The organism is Luteimonas sp. J29 (assembly GCF_000472505.1).
Taxonomy (GTDB): domain Bacteria; phylum Pseudomonadota; class Gammaproteobacteria; order Xanthomonadales; family Xanthomonadaceae; genus Luteimonas.
The window spans coordinates 18,109-39,944 of record NZ_AWZR01000002.1; the positions used below are offsets into that span (position 1 = coordinate 18,109).

Annotated in this window: 17 protein-coding genes; 14 read left to right on the forward strand and 3 right to left on the reverse strand. The window is 72.0% G+C overall.

Annotated features, from left to right (window positions below):
- The first annotated feature begins 79 nt into the window (after positions 1-79).
- The 13 genes from tsf (at position 80) to LUTJ29_RS15925 (ending at position 13,746) form a co-directional block, all read left to right on the forward strand.
- Entirely contained in the window at positions 80-952 is an 873-nt protein-coding gene (gene tsf, locus LUTJ29_RS0102980) for a translation elongation factor Ts (RefSeq protein ID WP_027071246.1), read from the forward strand.
- 264 nt (positions 953-1,216) lie between these two features.
- Positions 1,217-1,939, forward strand: a complete 723-nt coding sequence (pyrH, locus tag LUTJ29_RS0102985) for a UMP kinase (protein WP_027071247.1) — start codon at positions 1,217-1,219, stop codon at positions 1,937-1,939.
- Positions 1,940-2,085: 146 nt separating this feature from the next.
- Complete coding sequence (gene frr, locus LUTJ29_RS0102990) at positions 2,086-2,643, forward strand: ribosome recycling factor (RefSeq protein WP_027071248.1); 558 nt, start codon at positions 2,086-2,088, stop codon at positions 2,641-2,643.
- Between the two features lie 175 nt (positions 2,644-2,818).
- Positions 2,819-3,559, forward strand: a complete 741-nt coding sequence (uppS, locus tag LUTJ29_RS15920; protein ID WP_043740401.1) for a polyprenyl diphosphate synthase — start codon at positions 2,819-2,821, stop codon at positions 3,557-3,559.
- The gene (locus tag LUTJ29_RS0103000) at positions 3,556-4,428 is read left to right on the forward strand and encodes a phosphatidate cytidylyltransferase (RefSeq protein WP_027071249.1); all 873 of its coding nucleotides are present in this window, start codon (positions 3,556-3,558) and stop codon (positions 4,426-4,428) included. The genes uppS and LUTJ29_RS0103000 overlap by 4 nt, the downstream gene beginning before the upstream one ends.
- Before the next feature lie 64 nt (positions 4,429-4,492).
- Positions 4,493-5,665 (forward strand): 1-deoxy-D-xylulose-5-phosphate reductoisomerase, encoded by a 1,173-nt coding sequence (locus LUTJ29_RS0103005; protein ID WP_043740297.1) that lies wholly within the window; start codon positions 4,493-4,495, stop codon positions 5,663-5,665.
- 9 nt (positions 5,666-5,674) lie between these two features.
- Positions 5,675-7,036, forward strand: coding sequence for an RIP metalloprotease RseP (rseP, locus tag LUTJ29_RS0103010; protein WP_027071251.1), 1,362 nt, complete (start codon positions 5,675-5,677; stop codon positions 7,034-7,036).
- A gap of 61 nt (positions 7,037-7,097) precedes the next feature.
- On the forward strand, positions 7,098-9,641 hold the full coding sequence (bamA, locus tag LUTJ29_RS0103015; RefSeq protein WP_027071252.1) for an outer membrane protein assembly factor BamA: 2,544 nt from the start codon (positions 7,098-7,100) through the stop codon (positions 9,639-9,641).
- Between the two features lie 15 nt (positions 9,642-9,656).
- On the forward strand, positions 9,657-10,697 hold the full coding sequence (gene lpxD, locus LUTJ29_RS0103020) for a UDP-3-O-(3-hydroxymyristoyl)glucosamine N-acyltransferase (protein ID WP_043740299.1): 1,041 nt from the start codon (positions 9,657-9,659) through the stop codon (positions 10,695-10,697).
- On the forward strand, positions 10,694-11,149 hold the full coding sequence (fabZ, locus tag LUTJ29_RS0103025) for a 3-hydroxyacyl-ACP dehydratase FabZ (protein WP_027071254.1): 456 nt from the start codon (positions 10,694-10,696) through the stop codon (positions 11,147-11,149). Before lpxD ends, fabZ begins: the two co-directional genes overlap by 4 nt.
- Position 11,150: 1 nt before the next feature.
- Entirely contained in the window at positions 11,151-11,936 is a 786-nt protein-coding gene (lpxA, locus tag LUTJ29_RS0103030) for an acyl-ACP--UDP-N-acetylglucosamine O-acyltransferase (protein WP_027071255.1), read from the forward strand.
- A 29-nt stretch (positions 11,937-11,965) separates the two neighbouring features.
- On the forward strand, positions 11,966-13,177 hold the full coding sequence (lpxB, locus tag LUTJ29_RS0103035) for a lipid-A-disaccharide synthase (protein WP_232221143.1): 1,212 nt from the start codon (positions 11,966-11,968) through the stop codon (positions 13,175-13,177).
- Positions 13,174-13,746, forward strand: coding sequence for a ribonuclease HII (locus LUTJ29_RS15925; RefSeq protein WP_043740303.1), 573 nt, complete (start codon positions 13,174-13,176; stop codon positions 13,744-13,746). Before lpxB ends, LUTJ29_RS15925 begins: the two co-directional genes overlap by 4 nt.
- A 29-nt stretch (positions 13,747-13,775) precedes the next feature.
- Here LUTJ29_RS15925 and LUTJ29_RS0103045 read toward each other — a convergent pair whose 3' ends face one another.
- The 3 genes from LUTJ29_RS0103045 to LUTJ29_RS0103055 are packed head-to-tail and all read right to left on the reverse strand — an operon-like array spanning position 13,776 to position 18,030.
- Complete coding sequence (locus LUTJ29_RS0103045) at positions 13,776-14,279, reverse strand: gluconokinase (protein WP_027071257.1); 504 nt, start codon at positions 14,277-14,279, stop codon at positions 13,776-13,778.
- Complete coding sequence (locus LUTJ29_RS0103050; RefSeq protein WP_027071258.1) at positions 14,276-16,660, reverse strand: NdvB protein; 2,385 nt, start codon at positions 16,658-16,660, stop codon at positions 14,276-14,278. Before LUTJ29_RS0103050 ends, LUTJ29_RS0103045 begins: the two co-directional genes overlap by 4 nt.
- Positions 16,657-18,030 (reverse strand): MFS transporter, encoded by a 1,374-nt coding sequence (locus LUTJ29_RS0103055; protein ID WP_051322648.1) that lies wholly within the window; start codon positions 18,028-18,030, stop codon positions 16,657-16,659. The genes LUTJ29_RS0103050 and LUTJ29_RS0103055 overlap by 4 nt, the downstream gene beginning before the upstream one ends.
- A 206-nt stretch (positions 18,031-18,236) precedes the next feature.
- Here LUTJ29_RS0103055 and dnaE point away from each other — a divergent pair, with 206 nt between their 5' ends.
- Positions 18,237-21,779, forward strand: a complete 3,543-nt coding sequence (gene dnaE / locus LUTJ29_RS0103060) for a DNA polymerase III subunit alpha (protein WP_027071260.1) — start codon at positions 18,237-18,239, stop codon at positions 21,777-21,779.
- Positions 21,780-21,836 lie beyond the last annotated feature (57 nt).

Genomic DNA, 21,836 nt, shown 5'->3' on the forward strand with positions numbered 1-21,836 from the left:
CGGCGTCCGCGCCGCCGCCCCGACTTACGCGGAAGGCCCCCGCCCTCCGCCCGAATCTTCACGAATCCGAGGTCCCCAGATGGAAATCACCGCATCCCTGGTCAAGGAGCTGCGCGAGCGCACCGGCGCCGGCATGATGGAGTGCAAGAAGGCGCTCACCGAGAACAACGGCGACATCGACGCCGCGGCCGAGACGCTGCGCAAGTCCGGCCTGGCCAAGGCCGACAAGAAGGCCGACCGCGTGGCCGCCGAGGGCCGCGTCGCCGCCGCCCAGGCCGTCGGCAAGGCGGTGCTGGTCGAGGTCAACTCCGAGACCGACTTCGTCGCCAAGGACGAGAACTTCGCCAGCTTCACCAATGCCGTGGCCCAGGCCGCGCTCGAGGCCGCCGACATCGAGGCCCTGAAGGCCGCGAAGCTGCCGTCCGGCGAGACCGTCGAGGAGGCCCGCGCCTCTGTGATCGCCAAGGTCGGCGAGAACGTGCAGGTGCGCCGCATGGCCCGCATCGACAGCGACAACCACGTCGCGGCCTACGTCCATGGTGGCCGCATCGGCGTGCTGCTGGAGCTCAAGGGCGGCGACGCCGAGCTGGCCCGCGGCCTGGCGATGCACGTCGCGGCCATGAACCCGCCGCACAACAAGCAGTCCGACGTGCCGGCCGAGTTCATCGCCAAGGAAAAGGAGATCGAGCTGGCCAAGCTGAGCGAGAAGGACCGCGCCAAGCCGGCCGAGATCCTCGAGAAGATCATCGGCGGCAAGATCAACAAGATCGTCAACGAGGTCAGCCTGTACGGCCAGCCGTACGTGCTCGACACCGACAAGACCGTCGAGGCCGTGCTCAAGGCCGCCGGCGCCGAGGTCATCGGCTTCCAGCGCCTGGCCGTCGGCGAGGGCATCGAGAAGGTGGTCGAGGACTACGCCGCGGAAGTGATGAAGCAGGCCGGCCTGGCCTGATCGTCCATCGCAGTCGACGATCCAGGGCCGCGGGGCGATCCGCGGCCCTTTTTTCTTGCCGCCGCCCGCCGGCGCAGGCGCGCAGGCAACGCGCGGGCCCACGCGGCACGTCCGGCCCCGGCGGCGCCCTGCCCGTCCCGGCCGCCGGCGCGTCGCCGCGGGACCCCGGCGGCGAGGCGCGGCGTGCCCGGCAGGCGCCCCGGCCGGCGCCAGCCCGTCACGCGCATCGGCTAGAATTTCCCCGCCTGCACAACGGAGCCTCCCATGTCCCAACTCGCCTACCGCCGCGTCCTGTTGAAGCTGTCCGGCGAGGCGCTGATGGGGGACGAGGACTACGGCATCGATCCCAAGGTGATCGGGCGCCTGGCGCGGGAGGTCATCGAGGCCCAGCAGGCCGGGGCCGAGATCGCCCTGGTGGTGGGCGGCGGCAACATCTTCCGCGGGGCCGGCCTTGCCGCCGGCGGCATGGACCGCGTGACCGGGGACCACATGGGCATGCTGGCCACCGTGATCAACGCGCTGGCGATGCAGGACGCGCTGGAGAAGCTCGGCGGCAAGGTCCGGGTGATGAGCGCGATCAAGATCAACGACGTGTGCGAGGACTACATCCGCCGCCGCGCCATCCGCCACCTGGAGAAGGGCCGGATCGCGATCTTCGCCGCCGGCACCGGCAACCCCTTCTTCACCACCGACTCGGGCGCCGCCCTGCGCGCGATCGAGATCGGCGCCGACCTGCTGCTCAAGGCCACCAAGGTCGACGGCGTCTACGACAAGGACCCGAAGAAGCATCCCGACGCGGTCCGCTACGACAGCCTGAGCTACGACGAGGTCATCGCCCGCGACCTGCAGGTGATGGACACCGCCGCCTTCGCCCTGTGCCGCGACAGCGAGCTGCCGCTGCGGATCTTCGACATGTCGCAGCCCGGGGTGCTGCTGCGGATCCTGCGCGGCGAGCCGATCGGCACCCTGGTCCACGGCCGCGGCTGATCCCTTCCCTCCCCGCCGCGCCACCCGCGGCGGCGCAGGGTCGCCGGGCCGGTCCGGCCGCGCCCCGCCTCCCACCCTCCCGGGATCGGGCGCGCGCCAGCGCCTATAATCCCGCAGTTCAACCGCACGAAGACCCGGAGCCGGCGATGCTCAACGAGATCAAGAAGGACGCCCAGACGCGCATGGCCAAGAGCGTCGACGCGCTGCGCCACGCGCTGCAGAAGGTGCGCACCGGGCGCGCGTCCACCGCCCTGGTCGACCACCTCAAGGTCAACTACTACGGCTCGGACGTGCCGCTGAGCCAGGTGGCCAGCGTGGCCGTCAGCGACGCGCGCTCGCTCACGATCACCCCGTGGGAGAAGCAGCTGGTGGGCGCGGTGGAGAAGGCGATCCTGGCCTCCGACCTCGGCCTGACCCCGAACACCGCCGGCACCACGATCCGGCTCAACCTGCCGGCGCTGACCGAGGAGCGCCGCCGCGACCTGGCCAAGGTCGTGCACGGCGAGGGCGAGGACGCCAAGGTCGCGATCCGCAACATCCGCCGCGACGCGATCCAGCAGGTCAAGGAGCTGCTCAAGGAGAAGCAGATCTCCGAGGACGACGAGCGCCGCGCCGAGGACGAGATCCAGAAGATCACCGACAAGGCGATCAAGGACGTCGACGAGGTGGTCAAGGCCAAGGAACAGGAACTGATGGCGGTCTGACCCCGCGGCCGGACCAGGACTCCGCAGGGCGACCGGTCCGTGGCCGTCGTGGACGGGGGGCTTCCGGGATCCGGCCACGGGCCACGGCGCGGGAGGGGCCATGCCATTGAATGACGTCGCAAGCGGGGACGCCCCGTCACCCGGTCACGGGTTCGGGACCGCGGGTCCTGCCGGCCTGCCCCGGCACGTGGCCGTGATCATGGACGGCAACGGCCGCTGGGCCTCGCGCCGCCGCCGCCCGCGCGCCGTGGGCCATCGCGCCGGCGCCCGCGCGGTCAACGTGTGCATCGACTTCTGCCTGGAGCGCGGCATCCGCGCGCTGACCCTGTTCGCGTTCTCCAGCGAGAACTGGGGGCGGCCGCAGGACGAGGTCGGGGCGCTGATGAAGCTGTTCCTGGCCGCGCTCGACCGCGAGGTCGAGGAACTGCACCGGCGCGGGGTCGAGGTGCGCTTCATCGGCGACCGCTCCCGGTTCCCGGCCGACATCCGCGCACGGATGCAGGCCGCCGAGGCGCTGACCCGCGGCAACTCCCGCCTGGCCCTGAGCATCGCCGCCAGCTACGGCGGACGCCAGGACATCGCCGCCGCGGCGCGCGCGCTGGCCGAGGACGTCGCCGCCGGCCGCCTGCGCCCGGAGCAGATCGACGAGGCCGCCGTCGGCGCCCGCGTCGCCCTGGCCGACCTGCCGCCGCCGGACCTGTTCATCCGCACCGGCGGCGACTACCGGATCAGCAACTTCCTGCTGTGGCAGCTGGCGTACACCGAGCTCTGGTTCACCCCGACGCTGTGGCCCGACCTCGACGTGGCCACCCTCGAGGAGGCGATGCGCGCCTTCGCCGGGCGCGAGCGCCGGTTCGGCTTGACCGGCGAGCAGGTGTCCGGCAGCGTGCCCGCATCGAACCGGAGCACGCCTTGACCCGCACCCGCGTCCTGACCGCCCTGCTGATGGCGCCGCTGGCGATCGCCGCGGTGCTGCTGTTGCCCACGCCGTGGCTGGTCGCGCTGGGCGCCGTGGTGTTCCTGGCCGCGATGTGGGAGTGGTTCCGCCTGTGCGAGGTCGAGGACACCCTCCAGCGCACCCTGCTGCTGCTGGCCAACCTGCTGGTGATGGCGGCGCTGGTCTGGGCCTCGCCGACCGGCTCGGGCGGCTCGCTGGTGCTGTTCAAGCTGGTGAGCATGTTCGGCGTGGTCTGGTGGCTGCTGGCGATGCTGTGGCTGCGCCACTACGACTTCGCCTCCGACCACGACACCCACGCGCGCGTGTTCAAGCTCGCCGCCGGCACCCTGGCGGTGGTGCCGGCGTGGTGCGCGATGGCGGTGATCCACGCCGGGGACCCGGGAGGCGACACCGGACTGGTGCCGGACGGCCACGTCTGGCTGCTGACCGCGCTGATGATCGTGTGGGCCACCGACACCGGCGCCTACTTCGCCGGGCGCCGCTTCGGCGGCCGCTGGTTCGCGCGGCGCATGGCGTCCCGGATCAGCCCCAACAAGACCTTCGAGGGGCTGGCCGGCGGGATCGTGCTCGGCGTGCTGGTGGCGCTGGCGATGGCGCCGCTGGCCGGGGCCAGGGCGGCGGAGCTGCCGCTGGTGGCGCTGGCGGCACTGGCCACGGTGCTGTTCTCCGTGGTCGGCGACCTGTTCGAGAGCCTGCTCAAGCGCCATGTCGGGGCCAAGGATTCCGGGGCGCTGATCCCCGGCCACGGCGGCGTGCTGGACCGGATCGACAGCGTGCTCGCCGCGCTGCCCGCCTTCGCGGTCGCGAAGTTCTGGCTCGGGTTCTGACGATGGCCGCGACGGCAGCGAATTCCCACACCGGCCCCGGCCGGGCGGACCGGAGCACCCGCTGATGCAGCGCGTGGCCGTCCTTGGCGCCACCGGGTCGATCGGCGGCTCGGCCCTCGACGTGATCGCGCGCCATCCGGGCGCGATGCGCGCCAGCCTGCTGGCCGCGGGCCGCAACGTCGCCGCGCTGGTCGCGCTGTGCGCCGCGCACCGCCCCGAGCACGCGGTCATCGGCGACGAATCGGCGCTGCCGGCGCTGCGCGATGGCCTGCGCGCGGCCGGATGCGACACCGTCGCCCACGCCGGCCACGCGGCGCTTTCGGACCTGGTCGCCGGCGACGGCTGCGACACCGTGGTGGCCGCGATCGTCGGCGCCGCCGGGCTCGAATCGACCCTCGCCGCGGCCCGCGCCGGCAAGCGCCTGCTGCTGGCCAACAAGGAGTCGCTGGTGCTCGCCGGGGAACTGCTGATGCAGGCCGCCCATGCCGGCGGCGCGACCATCGTTCCGGTCGACAGCGAGCACAACGCCATCTTCCAGTGCCTGCACGGGCGCGAGGCCGGCGCCCAGGTGCGCCGGGTGGTCCTGACCGCGTCCGGCGGGCCGTTCCGCGGCCGGACCCGGGCCGAGCTGGCCGCGGTCACCCCCGCCCAGGCGGTCGCGCACCCGAAGTGGTCGATGGGGCCGAAGATCTCGGTCGATTCGGCGACGCTGATGAACAAGGGACTGGAGCTGATCGAGGCCCGGCACCTGTTCGACCTGCCCGAGGAGCGGCTGGACGTGCTGGTCCACCCCCAGAGCCTGGTCCATTCGCTGGTCGAGTTCATCGACGGCTCGGTGCTGGCCCAGCTGGGGCTGCCGGACATGCGCACGGCGCTGGCGGTCGGCCTGGGCTGGCCGGAACGCCTCGCCTCCGGCGTGGGCCCGCTGGACCTGGCCACCCAGGGGCCGCTGGAATTCGGCCCGCCCGACCTCGAGACCTTCCCCTGCCTGCGCCTGGCGCGCGAGGCGCTGCGCGCCGGCGGCACCGCCCCGGCCACCCTCAACGCCGCGAACGAGGTGGCGGTTTCAGCCTTTCTTCAGGGCCGGATCGGTTTCCTGTCCATTGCCGCACTGGTGGAGGACGCGCTCGCGGCGATCGCGGTCGAACCGGCCGCATCATTGGAGGCGCTGCGCGGGATCGACGCGCGCGCGCGCCGCCACGCCGAACAGGCCATTGCCACGGGTGCCATCCGATGAACCGCCGCCATGACTGAGTTCCTGGGCTCCGCCTGGTGGCTGGTGGTCAGCCTCGGCATCCTCGTGACCATCCACGAGTTCGGCCACTTCTGGGTCGCGCGCCGCTGCGGCGTGCGCGTGCTGCGCTTCTCGATCGGCTTCGGCCGCGCCCTCTGGCGGCGCGTGGGCGGCGACGGCACCGAGTACCGGATCGCCGCGATCCCGCTCGGCGGCTACGTGAAGATGCTCGACGAGCGCGAGGCCGAGGTCCCCGCGTCCGAGGCCGGCCAGGCCTTCAACCGCCAGTCGGTGTGGAAGCGGATCGCGATCGTCGCCGCCGGCCCCGCGGCCAACCTGGCGCTGTGCTTCCTGCTGCTGTGGGCGATGTTCGTCGTCGGCCGGCCCGACTACGCCCCGGCACTGGGGCCCGCGACCGGGATCGCGGCCGAGTCGGGCCTGCGCAATGGCGACCAGGTGGTGGCGGTCGGCGACCGCGCCACCCCGACCTGGATGGAACTGCAGATGGCCCTGCTGCCGGCCGCGCTCGACCGCGCCGACGTGCCGCTGCGGGTGCTCGACGCCGCCGGCGCCGAACGCCAGGTGGTGCTGCGGCTGTCGCGGCTGGCCCCGGACTTCGACCAGCGCCAGGTCCTGCGCGAGATCGGCCTGACCCCGCGCCACTTCGTGGTGCCCCCCGACATCGGCCGGGTCCGCCCGGACGGCGCCGCCTGGGGGGTGCTGGCCGAGGGCGACCGGATCACCGCCATCGACGGGCGTGCGGTGGAGAGCTTCGCCGACATCGGCCCGCTGGTGCAGGCCCTGGGCGAGCGCGGCGGCGAGGCGATGGTGGAGGTGATGCGCGACGGAGAGCGCCTGGCCTTCCCGCTGCGGCCCGGCGAGATCACCGACGACGCCGGCAACCGGCGCTGGGTGCTCGGCATCGAGGCGCCGGGCAGCATCGAGCTGCCGCCCCGCGACGCGGTCCAGCGCTATGGCCCGGTCGCGGCGGTGCCGGCCGCGGCGCGCGAGATGGTGCACCTCACCGGCCAGCTGTTCGGCATGGTCCGGCGCGCCGTCACCGGCCGGCTGGCGCTGGAGAACACGGTCGCCGGGCCGCTGACCATCGCCCGGGCCACCAATGCCTATGCGAGCCAGGGGGTGGCGTGGTACCTGACCATCCTCGCCCTGCTGTCGCTGAGCATCGCCGTCCTCAACCTGCTCCCGATCCCGCTCTTGGACGGGGGACACCTGTTGTATTACCTTATCGAGTTGGTCAAAGGCAGTCCGTTAAGCGAACGTGCGATGGCCGCCGGGCAGTATGTGGGCCTGGTGTTGTTGGCCGGCTTGATGGGCTTGGCGTTCTACAACGACATCCTCCAGCTGGTGCGCTGATGCCCGCCTTCCGACCGCCGCTGCGGCAGCAGCGGAGCTCTTCCCCAATCCGGACCGATCGATGACGCGTATCCCTGCCCGCCACATGCTCGCACTCGCCCTCGCGGCGGTCATCGCGCCTTCCTGGGCCCAGCAGGCAGCCGATCCGCAGGGGGCGTTCCCGGCCCCGCCGCAGGCGCTGGCGCGCGCGCCGGGCAGCTTCACGGTCAGCGACATCCGCATCGACGGGCTGCAGCGCATCGGCGCCGGCACCGTGTTCACCTACCTGCCGATCGAGCGCGGCGACACCGTCAACCAGAACCGCATCGGCGAGGCGATCCGCGCGCTGTACCGGACCGGGTTCTTCGAGGACGTCCAGGTGGGGCGCCAGGGGGACATCCTGGTGATCACGGTCACCGAGCGCCCGGCGATCAACAAGCTGACCCTGACCGGCAACAAGGACATCAAGACCGAGGACCTGGCCAAGGGCCTGCGCGACATCGGCCTGGCCGAGGGCGAGACCTTCGACCGGCTGGCGCTGGACCGCGTCACCCAGGAACTCACCCGCCAGTACAACAACCGCGGCAAGTACAACGTCGAGATCACCCCCACGGTCAGCCCGCTCGACCGCAACCGCGTCGACGTGACGATCGCGATCAAGGAAGGCAAGGCGGCCAAGATCCGGCACATCAACCTGGTCGGCAACGAGCTTTTCGAGCAGGAAGAGCTGACCGACAGCTGGGAGTCGGCGGAGAGCAACTGGCTCAGCTGGTACCGTCGCGACGACCAGTACTCCAAGGAGAAGCTGTCGGGCGACCTGGAGAAGCTGCACAACTTCTACCTCGACCGCGGCTACGTCGACTTCAGCATCGACAGTACCCAGGTCTCGATCAGCCCCGACAAGCGCGACATGTACATCAGCGCCGGGGTGTCCGAGGGCGAGATCTACACCGTTTCCTCGGTCGAGCTGACCGGCGACACCGTGCTGCCCAAGGAGGACCTCGAGCGCCTGGTCGCGATCCGCGAGGGCAGCGTGTTCTCGCGCGTCCTGCTCGAGCTCACCGCCGACTCGATCACCGCCACGCTCGGCAACATCGGCTACGCCTTCGCCCAGGTCAACACCATCCCCGACATCGACCGCGAGAAGCGCACGGTCGGGATCAAGCTGCAGGTGGTGCCGGGCCCGCGCGTGAACGTGCGCCGGATCGTGTTCCGCGGCAATACCCGCACCTCCGACGAGGTGCTGCGCCGCGAGATGCGCCAGTTCGAGGGCGCGTGGTACTCGCAGGCGGCGATCGACCGTTCCAAGGTCCGCCTGCAGCGGCTGGGCTACTTCGAGTCGGGCAGCGTCAACGTCGAGTCCGTGCCGGTGCCCGGCAGCAACGACCAGGTCGACGTGGTGTTCAACGTCACCGAGACCACCTCGGGAAGCTTCATCTTCGGCCTCGGCTACTCGCAGCTCGCCGGCGTGACCACGTCGGTCCAGCTGTCGCAGAACAACTTCCTCGGCAGCGGCAACCGCGTCTCGGTCGAGGCCCAGCGCAACGTCTACCTGCAGCGCTACTCGTTCTCGTTCCTGAACCCGTACTTCACCGACGAAGGCCTGTCGCTGGGCTACAACCTGTGGTGGCGCGAGTTCGACAACTCCGAGTTCAACACCGCGCAGTTCTCCTCGACCAACGCCGCCGGCCAGGTGTTCCTCGGCTTGCCGATCACCGAATCCGACACCATCTCGGCGCTGTTCGGCATCGACCGCAACCAGATCTTCGCCTGGCGCGGCTCCTCGCCGCAGTCGATCGTCGACTACATCGATGCGGTCGGCCAGCGCACCTTCCACGCCTGGCGCGCCGAACTGGCGTGGGCCCGCGACTCGCGCAACGACTACCTGCAGCCGACCCGCGGCACCCTGCAGCGCGTCTCGCTGGAGACCACCCTGCCCGGCTCCACGGTCGAGTACTACAAGATCAACTACGAGTTCTCCAAGTACTGGCCGATCAACCGCCACCTGGTGCTCAACACCCGCTTCGAGGTCGGCTACGGCGACAGCTACGGCGACGACCTGGTGCGCGTGTTCTGCCGCGCCCAGGGCTCGCATCCGCTGCCGCCGCCCGGGACGACGCTCGCCGACGACCTGACCACGCCCGGGCCCGACGGCACCTGCCGCGACGGATCGGTGTACGACAAGACCCTGGTCGCCAGCGGCCTGCCGTTCTTCGAGAACTTCTACGCCGGTGGCGCGCGCTCGGTGCGCGGTTTCCGCGACAACACCCTCGGCCCGCGCGAGTCCGCGTTCAACAGCGCCTACCTGCAGCCGATGGGCGGCTCGCTCAAGACCGTCGGCTCGCTGGAGATGTTCTTCCCGCAGCTGATCAAGTCGCCGGCCGCGCGCGTGTCGGCGTTCGTCGACGTGGGCAACGTGTTCCGCGACATCGACGCCTTCGAGAGCAGCGAGCTGCGCGCATCGGCCGGCGTCGCCCTGATGTGGCGCGCGCCGGTGGGCCCGATCTCGATCAGCTACGCCTACCCGTTGCGCTCGCGCGACCAGGTGCGCGACGCCAACGGCCGGGTGATCGAGCACGGCGACGAGCTCGAGCGCCTGCAGTTCACCTTCGGCGGCGCGTTCTAGCCGCCTTCGCGGACGATGGCGCGCCGGGCCGTCCAGATCCGCGCGGGGGACCTCGCCGAGCGATTCGCGCTGGCGCTGCGCGGGGACCCCGGGCGCACCATCGAAGGCGTCGGCACCCTCGCCGGCGCCGGCCCCTCGCAGCTGTCCTTCCTCGCCAACCCGCGCTACCGCGGCCAGCTGGCGACCACCTCGGCCGGACTGGTGGTGGCGCGCGAACGCGACGTCGAGGGCCACGACGGCGACGTGCTGCTGGCGCGCGACCCGTACGTGGCCTTCGCCCGCATCGCCGCGCTGTTCGACGAGGCGCCGGCGCATGAACCCGGCATCCACCCGACCGCCGTGGTCGACCCCGCGGCCGAGGTCGACCCCGCGGCCTCCGTCGGGCCGCTGGCCTGCGTCGGCGCCGGCAGCCGGATCGCGGCCGGGGCGCGGATCGGACCTGGTTGCGTGGTCGGCGAGGACTGCGAGGTCGGGGCCGGCTGCCACCTCGTGGCCCGGGTGACCCTGGTGCGCCGGGTCCGGCTCGGGCGCCGGGTGCTGGTGCATCCGGGCGCGGTGCTGGGCGCGGACGGCTTCGGCCTCGCGCTCGAGCGCGGCGAGGGGGAACCCCACTGGATCAAGGTGCCGCAGCTGGGCGGCGTGCAGGTCGGCGACGACTGCGAGATCGGCGCCAACACCACCATCGACCGCGGCGCGATCGAGGACACCGTGCTGGGCCCGGACGTGCGCCTGGACAACCAGATCCAGATCGCCCACAACGTCCGCGTCGGCGCCCACACCGCCATGGCCGGCTGCGTCGCCGTGGCCGGCAGCACCACGATCGGGCGATACTGCATGATCGGCGGCGCCGCCGGCATCGCCGGGCACCTGGAGATCTGCGACAACGTCGTGGTCACCGCGATGAGCCTGGTGACCCATTCGATCCGCGAGCCTGGGGAGTATTCTTCCGGCACGCCGCTGATGGACAGCCGCAGCTGGCGGCGCAACGCGGTCCGTTTCAAGCAGCTCGACGCGCTCGCCCGGCGGGTGGGCACGTCGCCCAAGGACACAGGATGAACCAACAGGTCACGTTCCCCATCGACATTCCCGGCATCCGCGAGCTGCTCCCGCACCGCTACCCGTTCCTGCTGGTCGACCGCGTGGTCGAGGCCGAGCCGGGCAAGCGCGTGCTCTGCTACAAGAACGTCAGCGCCAACGAGCCGTTCTTCACCGGCCACTTCCCGCACCGCCCGGTGATGCCCGGGGTGCTGGTGATCGAGGCCCTGGCCCAGGCCGGCGGCGTGCTGACCCAGCTCACCCACGGCGGCGGTCTCGAGGGCCGGCTGTCGTACCTGGTCAAGGTGGACAACGCGAAGTTCTCGCGCATGGTGGTGCCCGGCGACCGGCTCGACCTCGAGGTCGAGATCAAGCGCGAGATCCGCAACATGACCCTGTACGGCGGCGTGGCGCGCGTCGACGGCGAGCAGGTGGCCTGCGCCGACATCCTCTGCGCCGAGGTGCGCACCTGACATGGCCGCGGACATCCATCCCACCGCGGTCGTGGATCCATCGGCGCGGCTTGGCGAAGGGGTGTCGGTGGGCGCGTTCACCTGGATCGGTCCCGGGGTGGAGATCGGGGACGGCACCCGGATCGGCCCGCACTGCAGCGTGCACGGCCCGACCCGGATCGGGCGCGACAACCGCATCGTCGGCCACGCCGCGATCGGCGGCGACCCCCAGGACAAGAAGTACCGCGGCGAGACCGTGTCGCTGGAGATCGGCGACCGCAACCTGGTGCGCGAGTTCGTCACCTTCAACCGCGGCACCGGCGACGGCGGCGGGGTCACCCGCATCGGCAGCGACAACTGGTTCCTGGCCTACACCCACGTCGCACACGACTGCGTGGTCGGCAACCACTGCGTGTTCTCCAACAACGCCAGCCTCGCCGGCCACGTCCACGTGGGCGACCACGTGATCCTGAGCGGCTTCGCCGGCGTGCACCAGTTCTGCCGCATCGGCGCCCACGCCTTCATCGGCATGGGCGCGTTCGTCAACGGCGACGTGCCGCCGTTCCTGATGGTGGCCCAGGACAAGTACGCGCGTCCGCGCGGCATCAACGCCGAAGGCCTCAAGCGCCGCGGCTTCGATCCCGCGCGCATTGCCGCGATCCGCCGGGCCTACCGCGCGCTTTACCTGGGCGACGCCAAGCTCGAGGAAGCCCGCGCCGAGCTGGCCGAGATCGCCGCGTCCGGCAGCGAGGACGTGCGGGCGATGCTCGATTTCATCGAGCACGGCGAGCGTCCGCTGCTGCGCTGAAGGCCATGGCCGGCGGCGGCGACGACACGATGAGGGTCCACGCAGCGGCGGCCGGCGAGGTCCCGTCCCTTGCGGCAGCCGACGCGCGCCCGCCGCGGATCGCGCTGTGCGCCGGCGAGGCCTCGGGCGACCTGCTCGGCGCCGGACTGGTGGCGGAGCTCGCGGCGCGCCTGCCGGGCGCGGAGTTCGCCGGCGTGGGCGGGGCGCGGATGCGCGAGGCCGGCGTCGACACCTGGCACGACGCCTCGGAGCTGGCGGTGATGGGCCTGAGCGAGGTGCTGCACCACCTGCCACGGCTGCTCGCCCTGCGCAGGCGCCTGCGCCGCAGGCTGCTCGACTGGCGCCCGGACGTGTTCATCGGCGTCGACGCCCCCGACTTCAACCTCGGCGTCGAGCGCTGGCTCAAGCGCCGGGGCGTGCGCACGGTCCACTACGTGAGCCCGTCGGTCTGGGCCTGGCGCGAGGGACGCGCGGCGAAGATCGGGCGCAGCGCGGACCTGGTGCTGTGCCTGTTCCCGATGGAGCCGCCGATCTACGCCCGCCACGGCGTGGACGCCCGCTTCGTCGGCCATCCGATGGCCGACGCCATGCCGCTCAACCCCGACCGGCGGCGTGCGCGCGCCGAACTCGGCCTCGACGACGAGGGGCCGGTGCTGGCGGTGCTGCCGGGCTCGCGGCTGGGCGAGATCGAACGCCTGGGCGCGGTGTTCCTCGACGCCGCCGGGCGCGTCGCGCGCGCGGTGCCGGGCCTGCGGATCCTGGTACCGGCGGCCACGCCCGCCTGCGAACAGGCGATCCGGGAACTGCTCGCGGCCGCCCCCCTGCCTCCGGGCAGCGTCCGCCTGCTCGAGGGTCGCGCGCGCGAGGCGATCACCGCCGCCGACGTGGTCCTGCTCGCGTCCGGGACCGCGACCCTGGAAACCATGCTGGCCAAGCGGCCGATGGTGGTCGGATACCGGATCGCCCCGACCACCTACCGGATCGTGCGCACGCTGGGCCTGCTCAAGGTGGACCGCTACGCGCTGCCGAACGTGCTCGCCGGCCAGACCATCGCCCCGGAGCTGATGCAGGACCACTGCACGCCGGAGCGGCTGGCCGGGGCGGTCGTGCAGTGGTTCTCCGACCCGGCGGCGACCGCCGCGCTGGAACCGGTGTACCGCGACCTGCACATCGCCCTGCGCCGCAACGCCTCGGCCACCGCCGCCGAAGCCGTCGCCGGACTGCTGGAGGCGCCGCGGTGAGCTGGCGCGTGGCCGGCGTCGACGAGGCCGGATGCGGGCCGCTGGCCGGGCCGGTGGTGGTGGCCGCGGTGATCCTCCATCCGCGCCGCCCGATCGACGGTCTCGACGACTCCAAGAAGCTCAGCCCGGCCAGGCGCGAGGCGCTGTACCCGCAGATCATCGCCTCGGCCTACGCGTGGCGGATCGAGTTCGTGCGGGTCGAGGAGATCGATGCCCTCAACATCCTGCAGGCGCGCCTGACCGGCATGCGGCGCGCCCTGTGCGCGCTGGACCCGGCCGCGACGCGCGCCCGCATCGACGGCAACCGCCTGCCGGCGGACCTGCCCTGCCGGGCCGAGGCCGTGGTCGGCGGCGATGCGCAGGATCCGGCGATCATGGCCGCGTCGATCCTGGCCAAGGTCGCCCGCGACCGGGCGATGCTGGAACTGCACGCGCAGTTCCCGCAGTACGGCTTCGACCGGCACAAGGGCTATCCGTCGCCCTCGCACCTGGCGGCCCTGCGCGAGCACGGCCCCTGTCCGCACCACCGGCGCAGCTTCGCCCCGGTCGCGCAGCTGGCGCTGTTCTGAGCTACCGGCGGGGCGCGCGAGGCGCCGCGTCAACCCAGTGCGTCGAGCGCCTGCTGCAGGATCCGCGCCGGCAGCGCGTCGATCTCGATCCCGTGAACGTCCGGCTCGCCCTGCGGCGGCTCGAGCGCGGCGAACTGGCTGTCGAGCAGCGAGACCGGCATGTAGTGGCCGCTGCGCGCGCGCATCCGCGCCGCGATCAGCCCGCGGTCGCCGTGCAGGAACAGGAAGCGCAGCGGCAGGCCCGCCTCGCGCAGCATGTCGCGGTGGCGGCGGCGCAGCCCGGAAAACGCCAGCCCCACGCGTTCCCCGGCGTCCACGCGCCGGCGCAGCTCGGCCACGATCCGCTCGACCCAGGGCTGGCGCATCTCGTCGGTGAGCGCCCGGCCGCTGGCCATGTGTGCACGCGCCTCCTCGCTGTGGAAGTCGTCGGCGTCGAGGAAGACCGCGCCCCAGGCGCTGGCCAGCGCACGCGCGAGCGTGGTCTTGCCGCTGCCCGACACGCCCATCACCACCGCCACCCGCACGTCGCTCATCCCGCGCCTCCCGCCTCCGGCAGCCACGCCGCCACACGGTAGCGGCGCCCGGCTTCGACGTCGGCCAGGCGCCCGCCGGGCAACGGCCTGCCGTCCACCTCCACACGCGTCGCCACGATGCCGGGCTCGCGCGTGATCTGCACGTCGAACTCCGCCCCGCGGAAGCGGCGCAGCGCGCGCGCGCGCGGCCAGTGCGAGGGCAGCTGCGGGGCGATCCGCAGCCCGTCGCCGTCGCCGCGCAGGCCGAACAGCGACTCCACCGTGCAGCGGTACATCCACGCGGCGGTGCCGGTGTTGAACAGCTGGCTGGACCGCCCCGCGGTGCGCGGGTGCAGGCGCCAGGCGCCGCGGTAGTAGTTGGGCACGAATACCGGCAGCTGGCCGCGGCGGATGCAGTCATCGGCATCGGGACCGGCCAGCATCGCGCGCAGCGTGCGCCAGGCGCGGTCGGACTCGCCGACCCGGTAGAGTGCGTGCATCCAGAACGCGGCGGCGTGGTTGTAGATCGCGCCGTTCTCGGCCGAGCCCGGGAACTTCTGGGTCAGCCGGCCCACGTCCTCGCGCATGCCGGTGTAGGGCGGGCCGAGCATGGCCACGCCCCAGGGCGAGGCCAGCTCCGCCTCGACCGCGGCCACCATGCGCGCGCGGCGTTCGTCGTCGGCCGCGCCACTGAGCAGCGCCCAGCTCTGGGGATTGAGGTAGATCCGGCCCTCCGCGTCGTGGCGGGCGCCGAACACGACCCCGTCGTCGGTGATCCCGCGCGCGTACCAGTCGCCGTCCCAGAGCCACTCGTTGACCGCCGCGTTGAACGCCTCCGCGCCGGCGGCGAACTCGCCGGCCTCGGCATCGCGACCGCGCCGCCGGCAGATGCCCGCCCACAGGCGCAGCGCGTGCGCGGAGGCCAGCGACAGCCAGCCCGACACCCCGCGACCCTTCCAGCCGACCATGTTCATGGGGTCGCACCAGTCACCCTGGGCGATGTAGCTCAGCCCGCGCCCGTCGCGCCGGGCGAGCAGCCAGCGCATCGCCAGGTCGATGCGTTCGGCCACGCTGCGGGTCGCGCCTTCGCGGTCGGCCACCGCGGCATCGAGCACGGCGAGGTCGCCGGTCTCGTCGAGGTAGGCCTCCAGGAACACCGGCAACCACACGCAGTGGTCGGTGTGCGGCACCTGGTTGATGTATTTCAACTGCGCGCCTTCCACCAGCAGGATGCCGTCGGGCATCGCCCCGTCCGCCGCCTGCTGCGACAGCGCGCGCAGCAGCGCCGCGCGCGCCGCCTGCGGGTCGAGGTAGGCCATGCCCATGTGGTCCTGCAGGTAGTTGCGGGTCTGCGGGTCCGTGGTCAGGCGGTTGCTGTCGCCGTGGTAGAACACCTGGCGCGGCAGCCAGTGGTTGACGAAGGCATCGAACCAGGGATCGGGCGTCTCGACCTCGATGCAACCGCGCGCGGCGGACAGGCGCGCCTGCTGGCCCGAGGCCGCGCGTTCGAAGCCCCCCGCGCCCAGGTGGCGCGCGCGCAGCGCCTCGACGCCGGCGTCGTCGCGCGCGGGGGCGAACACGAAGCGGAACGGCTCCTCGGCGCCGGGCAGCAGCTCCAGCGGGTACTGCAGCACCGCGGTCGGCGTCTCGTACAGCGCGTCGCCGCAGGCCAGGCGCGCGCGGGAGACGATCGCGTCCGGCGCCGCGAGCCCGCCCTCGCCCTCGAACGCGGCCTGGTTGGCTTCCCACGCCGCGGGGGCGCGGTCGTGCAGCAGCACGGTACGGTCGAGGAAGTCGCGCTGGCGGAACCAGTCCTCGACCTTCTGGTAGGGGGTGACGCTGGTGCACACGATCCCGCCCAGGTCGGCGCGGTAGCTGCCGGCCTGGTTCATCCACGACATGTAGCCGACCGGGAAGTACGGGTACAGCGACAGCCGGCGCGCGCGCCCGGAGCGGTTGCGCACGCGGATGGTCCACAGTTCGGCGACGTCGTCGGGCGGCAGCGCGACCGACATCGCGACCTCGATCCCGTCGCAGCGCACCGTCCATTCGACGTCGGCCGCGCCGACCGAGAACGCGAACTCGTCGGGACGCCGGTTGACCGGCGCATGCGGCGCCGAGAACAGCAGCCCGGCGTCCTCGTCCTTCACGTAGCAGAACCGGCCCGGGTGGTGGGCGTAGGTCGGCTGCTCGGGCTGCATGAAGGTCCTGGCCTCGAGCACGGGCGCGTGCGCGTACTTGGCCGGCTCGGGCTGCATGAACTGCGCGGTGGCGTAGCCGCGGCAGCCGAGCTGCAGCAGCATGCGCCGGTTCCACAGGAAGGTCGATGCGTGCGGCATCGCCAGCGGGCTGCGCAGCACGCAGCGGCGGCCGTGGTCCTCGAACGCGCAGGGAGCGCTCATGCGGTTGCGGCCCGCCTGGCCGCGAGGTCGGCCTGCAGCCGCGCCAGCGTCGCGTCGTCCAGCGGATAGGCGCGCATCAGCAGCCCGGCCATCAGCGCCACCACCCCGGGGATCACGGTCAGCAGCAGGATGATGCCCAGTCGCGAGGCGTCGGACTGGGCCTGGTTGGCGACGTAGCCCATCGCCGCCAGCACCCAGCCGATGACCGCCGAGGCCAGCGCCCCGCCGAGCTTCTGCGAGAACGTGGCTGCGGCGAAGGTCATCGCGGTGGCGCGGCGCCCGGTCTTCCACTCGGTGTAGTCGGCGCAGTCGGCGTACATCGAGAATGCCAGCGGCGACTTCGGCCCGAGCAGCAGGCCGACCAGGGTGTTGAGCACGAGCATGGTCCCGACCTGCTCGCGCGGCACCAGGAACATGGCGCACGAGACGAGCCCGGCGCCGATCATCAGCCACATCATCGCCGCGCGCTTGTCCAGGAACCGGGTCAGCACCGGGGTCAGGGCCGCGCCCACGGCCAGGCCGACGGAGTACCAGGTCAGGAAGCGCGGGATCAGTTCGGGCCGCTCGACGTAGTACTTGAGGTAGTACACCAGCGAGCCGCTGCGCATCACGATCGTCACCATGATGACCAGGGCCAGCACGAACAGCACCAGCCACGGGCGGTTGCGGAGCAGGTCGCCGATGTCCCCGCGGACCGAACTGCGCTGCTGCGGGGGCGGCTGGATCCGCTCGCGGGTACTGGCGAACACCACCAGGAAGGCCAGGCACGCGACCGCGCCGTATGCCGCCAGGGTCAGCTGCCAGCCCAGCCGGGCGTCGTCGCCACCCAGCGTCGCCACCAGCTTCAGGGTGAGCGCGTTGACCACGGTCGTGCCGGCGAAGGCGGCGATGAAGCGGAAGCTCACCAGGGTGGTGCGCTGCTGGCTGTCGGCGGTCATCACCCCGCTCAGCGCCGAGTACGGCATGCTCAGCACGGTGTAGGCCAGCATCATCAGGCTGAAGGTGGCGTAGGCCCAGACCAGCTTGCCGGTGGGCCCGAAGTCCGGCACGGTCCAGGTCAGCACCCCGGTGAAGGCCAGCGGCAGCGCGCCGGACAGCAGGTAGGGCCGGAACCGGCCCCAGCGGGTGCGGGTGCGGTCGGCTATTGCCCCGATCAGCGGGTCGGTGACCGCATCGACCAGCTTGGTGACCAGCATCATGGTGCCCACGGCGGCGGCCGCCAGGCCCATGACGTCGGTGTAGAAGTACATCAGGAAGGCCGAGATGTTGGCCCAGTACAGGTTGAAGCCGAAGTCGCCGATGCCGTAGCCCGCCTTTTCGCGCAGGGACAGCACTTCGCCTGGCCGTGTCTTGCCGCGATCGTCCTGCATGGTCCTCCCGGGGGCCTGGCGCCCGTCTTCGCAGGCATCGCCAGGCCGCAGTGATAGCGCTACCAAGAGTGCCGGCAACCGGGACCGAAGGCAAACCCCGGGCGGGTCGGCCCCGGGGACCCGGCCGGCGCCGGGGACCCCGTGTCAAGCCTTGTCCGGCCCTCCCGCGGCCCCTACCCTGCCCGGGCCTGCCTGCCGTGGCCACGATGTCCCGTTTCGTCCACCTCCACGTCCACAGCGAGTACTCGCTGGTCGATTCGACGATCCGGATCCCGGATCTCGTGCGTCGCTGCGCCGAACTGGGGCAACCGTCGGTGGCGGTGACCGACCGCAACAACCTGTTCGCGCTGGTGAAGTTCTACCGGGCCGCGGAGGCGGCAGGGCTCAAGCCGATCGCCGGCGCCGACGTGATGGTCGCCGAGGGCGACGAGCCGGCCTCGCTGCTGACCCTGCTGTGCCGCGACCACGCCGGATACCTGTCGCTGTCGCGGCTGCTGACCCGGGCGTGGATGGAAGGCCACCGCCAGGATGGCGTGGTGGTACGGCCGCAGTGGCTGGCGGAAGGCACCCAGGGCCTGTTCGCCCTGGCCGGGCGCAACAGCCGGGTGGGCCAGCTCCTGGCCGGCGGCCGCGAGGACCTGGCCGGCGCCGCGCTCGCCGACCTGCAGCGCACCTGGGGCGAACACTGCTTCCTCGAACTCACCCGCTGCGGGCTCGAGGGCGAGGAGCTGTTCAATGCCTTCGCCCTGCACGCCTCGAGCACGCGCTCGATCCCGGTGGTGGCCAGCAACGACGCCCGCTTCCTGCATGCCGACGGCTTCGAGGCCCACGAGGCCCGCGTGTGCATCGCCTCGGGCCGGGTGCTGGACGATCCGCGCCGCCCGCGCGAGTACGCGCCGGGGCAGTACCTGAAGTCGAGCGAGGAGATGGCGGAGCTGTTCGCCGACGTCCCCGACGCGATCGACAACACCATCGCCCTGGCCCAGCGCTGCAACATCGAACTGCGGCTGGGCAAGTACTTCCTGCCGGCCTACCCGGTGCCGGAAGGCGAGACCCTGGACACCTGGATCCGGCGCGAGGCCCGCGACGGTCTGGCCCGGCGCCTGGCCCGTGCCCCGCTGGCGCCGGGCCACACTCCCGAGAGCTATGCCGAACGGCTCGAGCGCGAGCTGGACGTGATCGTCTCGATGGGCTTCCCGGGCTACTTCCTGATCGTCTCGGACTTCATCCGCTGGGCCAAGGAGCACAGCATCCCGGTGGGTCCGGGGCGCGGCTCGGGCGCCGGCTCGCTGGTGGCCTGGGCGCTGGAGATCACCGACCTCGACCCGCTGCCCTACGACCTGCTGTTCGAGCGCTTCCTCAACCCCGAACGCGTGTCGATGCCCGACTTCGACATCGACTTCTGCATGGACCGCCGCGACGAGGTGATCGAGTACGTGGCGCGCAAGTACGGCCGCGACCGGGTCAGCCAGATCATCACCTACGGCACCATGGCCGCGAAGGCGGTGCTGCGCGACGCCGGGCGCGTGCTGGGCCATCCCTACGGCTTCGTCGACGGCCTGTCCAAGCTGATCCCGCTGCAGCCGGCCGACCCGCTCTCGCTCGAGGACGCGATCGGCCGCAGCAAGCGCGCGCAGAAGGACGAGCGCTACGTCGTCGCCGAGTTCAAGCAGCGCTACGAGACCGAGGACGAGGTCCGCGACCTGGTCGACCTCGCACTGCAGCTGGAAGACCTGACCCGCAACGCCGGCAAGCACGCCGGTGGCGTGGTGATCGCGCCCTCGCCCCTGTCCGACTTCTGCCCGCTGTTCGCCGAACACGACGAGGGCGGCCGCGGCAAGAACCCGGTCACCCAGTTCGACAAGGACGACGTCGAGGCGGTGGGCCTGGTGAAGTTCGACTTCCTCGGCCTGCGCACGCTCACGATCATCGACTGGGCGGTCAAGGCGATCAACCGCCGCCGCGCGGCCGCCGGCGAGGAACCGCTCGACATCGGCGCGCTGCCGCTCGACGACAGGGCCACCTACGAGCTGTTCGCGCGCGGCGACACGGTCGCGGTGTTCCAGTTCGAGTCGCGCGGCATGCGCGAACTGCTCAAGCGCGCCAGGCCCGACACCTTCGAGGACATCATCGCGCTGGCGGCGCTGTTCCGGCCCGGCCCGCTGGGTTCGGGCATGGACCGCCAATGGTGCGACCGCAAGCACGGGATCGAGGAGGTCAGCTACCCGCACCCGGCGCTGGAGCCGGTGCTCAAGCCGACCTACGGCGTGATCGTGTACCAGGAACAGGTGATGCAGATCGCCCAGGTCCTGGCCGGCTATTCGCTCGGCGGCGCCGACCTGCTGCGCCGCGCGATGGGCAAGAAGAAGCCCGAGGAGATGGCCAAGGAGCGCGCCAAGTTCGAAGCCGGCGCCGCGGCCAACGGGGTCGACGCGAAGACCGCGACCCAGATCTTCGACCTGATGGAGAAGTTCGCCGAATACGGCTTCAACAAGTCGCACTCGGCCGCCTACGCGCTGGTCGCCTACCAGACCGCGTGGCTGAAGGTGCACTACCCGGCCGAGTTCATGGCCGCGGTGATGTCCTCGGACATGGACAACACCGACAAGGTGGTCGGCTTCCTCAACGAGGCCAAGGCCATGGGCCTGACCGTGCTGCCGCCGGACGTGAACGCCTCGGCCTACATGTTCGAGGCGATCGACGGCGACGAAGACGCGCAGGGCCGGCGCACCACGATCCGCTACGGGCTGGGCGCGGTGAAGGGCGTGGGCCGCGGCGCCTGCGAGGCGATCGTCGAGGCGCGCGGGGGCGGCTACCGCGACCTGTACGACTTCTGCAAGCGGGTCGACTCCTCGCGCCTCAACCGGCGCGCGCTCGAAGCCCTGGTCCAGGCCGGCGCGCTCGATGCGCTCGCGCCCAACCGCGCCTCGCTGATGCTGCAGCTGCCCGAGGTGCTCAAGGCCACCGACCAGATCGCGAAGAACCGCGCCGCGGGCATGTTCGACATGTTCGGCGGCGGCGGCGAGGCCGACATCCAGATCGACCTGCCGACCTGCGAGGAATGGCCGCTCAAGCAGAAGCTCGATGGCGAGCGCGAGACCCTGGGCCACTACCTCAGCGGCCATCCGCTCGACCCCTACCGCGAGGAGCTGCGCGCGCTGGTCGGCCACGACCTGGGCCAGCTCGACCAGCTGTGGGCGGCGCGCAGCGAATCCGAATCGCGCGGCTGGCGACCGGAGACCACCGTGGTCGTCGCCGGCCAGGTGCTGTCGATGCGCAAGCGCGGCGACTCGCAGGCCTTCGTGCTGATCGAGGACGGGCGCGGCCGGCTGGAATGCGCGTTCTTCGCCGAGGAGTACTACGCCAATTCCACCCTGCTCACCCGCGACCGCATCCTGATCATCGAGGGCGGCCTGCGCGAGGACGAATTCAGCGGCGGCTTCTCGCTGCGCGCGCGCCGCTGCTGGGACTTCGAGCAGGTCTGCCAGCAGCACGCCAACGGCCTGGCGCTGCAGCTCGACCTGCGCGTGCCCGGCGCACTCGACCGGGTCGAATCGCTGTTCGCCCAGCACCGCCCCGGCAAGACCCCGCTGCGCTACGACCTGCTGCTGCCTGCCGGCGCGGCGGGCAAGCTCGACGTCAACGGCGCGCACGGCATCCGTGTCGCCCCCGACCTGCCCTCCACCCTGCGCAGCCTGCCCGGCGTGCGCCAGGTGAAGCTGTCGCTGGCGCGACCCTGGGTGAACTGAGCGCGGCCGGCCACGTTGCGTCGCCGGCGCACGCGGCCGTGCATCAGCCGGCGCCTG